This window comes from Paraburkholderia terricola, assembly GCF_900142195.1.
GTDB classification, from domain to species: Bacteria; Pseudomonadota; Gammaproteobacteria; order Burkholderiales; family Burkholderiaceae; genus Paraburkholderia; species Paraburkholderia terricola.
This window is the reverse complement of sequence record NZ_FRAB01000099.1, coordinates 1-1653: the sequence shown is the minus strand read 5'-3', so window position 1 is coordinate 1653 and position 1653 is coordinate 1. Positions and strand designations below refer to the sequence as shown.

At 61.3% G+C, this 1653-nt stretch carries 2 protein-coding genes; both read right to left on the bottom strand.

Features of this window, described 5'->3' with window-relative positions; genetic code table 11:
- Positions 1-132: 132 nt before the first annotated feature.
- Positions 133-948, bottom strand: a complete 816-nt coding sequence (gene istB / locus BUE39_RS33570) for an IS21-like element helper ATPase IstB (RefSeq protein WP_073432972.1) — start codon at positions 946-948, stop codon at positions 133-135.
- Positions 945-1653, bottom strand: a 709-nt coding sequence (locus BUE39_RS33565) for a Mu transposase domain-containing protein (protein WP_412534879.1), incomplete at its 5' end; no start/stop codon positions are given. The genes BUE39_RS33565 and istB, both read right to left, overlap by 4 nt.

The window sequence follows — 1653 nt, the reverse complement described above, 5'->3', positions numbered from 1 at the left end:
CTCCCGCCAGCATTCTGACGGGTAGCAAATTACATGAGGCAACGACCCTGGCTCGGTAACAAAAAACCTGAGTCAATGCGCCGGTTTACCGACAAACATCTTGGCCGCTCGGCCGAGGTGATTGTCGCTGTGTCAGGGGGTCATGGTTGTCGCTCCGTTCGGGTTGTCAGTGGGTAATTGACGGCGGCGCTCTTTCTGTTTGTCGCTGGCTGTGCGGCGCCGATAGCTTTCGACATTCAGCTCGAAGATCGTCGAGTGATGGACGAGCCGGTCGATGGCGGCCACCGTCATGCCGGGGTCCGGGAAGACGTCATTCCAGCCGGAGAATGGCTGGTTGGCGGTTATCAGAAGACTTTTCCGCTCGTATCTTTCGGCGATCAGTTCGAACAGCACGCTGGTTTCGGCCTGGTCCTTCCTCACGTACGACAGATCGTCCAGGATGATCAGGTCGAACCGGTCGAGTTTGGCAAGCGCCGAAGGCAGTTGCAGACTCTGACGTGCTACCTGGAGCTTCTGCACGATTTCACCGGTCCGGGTGAACAACACGCGATACCCGGCATCGATCAGGGCATGTCCGATTGCGCTTCCAAGATGACTTTTGCCGCCTCCAGGCGGCCCGAACAGGAGAATCGTGGTGCCTTTCTCAAGCCACGAATCGCCGGTGGCCAGCGCCATCACATGCGCCTTCGAGACCATAGGCACAACACCGAAGTGGAAGGTGGCAAGCGTCTTGGTCGGATCCAGATGCGACTCGGCACGATGACGTTCGATTCTTCGTTTAGCGCGCTCGGCGAGTTCATGTTCAAGCAATGCACCGAGTAGCCGGGACGCCTGCCAGCTTTCCTTGTCCGAGCGTTCAGCGAAGTCCGGCCACAACCGGCCGATCGTTGGCAGGCGTAGTTCGTTGAGCATAAGTGCGATACGGCCAGAATCGTAGGCGGCGTTCATGCGAGCACCTCCTCATCGAGCAACGTGTCATAGAGCGCGGCGGACGGCATCTCGACGACAACCACTGGACACTCGGCCTGGCGCGGCGCGAACTCATCGAACAACGCCATCAGATCGGGCAGTTCACCGAGTTCGAGCAATGCATCGAGCCGCTCGGCCAGTTGCGCCTCGACGCCGTGGTGCCCGGCGAGCTCAAGCAAGCCCACCATGGCCTTGCAGGCGCTACGCGGCGTCAGTGCCTGATCCAGTCGTTCCCAGGTGCGACGATAGGCTTCACGCGGAAACAGATCGTCACGGAACGCGAGACCCCTGAAGGCCTGCGGCTTGCGTTTGAGCGAATCGATGAAGTGCCGGTAGTCGATGCCGCGACCGCGCCGCTTGCTCGTGTGCGTGGCTCTCGCCGCGCTGTGCACGAGCGCGCCAGACAGATAGCAATCGAGCCGGTCACTGTAGAGGCGTACCTTCAGGCGATGACCGATCAGCCGCGAGGGCGCGCTGTACAGGACACACCGCACGGTGAACGTGCCGCAGCGTGTCACGCGTGCCTCTTCCTCGGCAAAGTCGCTGGTACGGTGCTCAGGCAAATCCAGCAGGTGCTCGCGCTCGATCTGGAACGCGGCAGCATTACGCCGGTTGCGGCGCATCACCACCCCGCGCACGAACTCGTCGTAAGCGGCCCGGTCCGCGAAGTCTCGGTGACCGCGC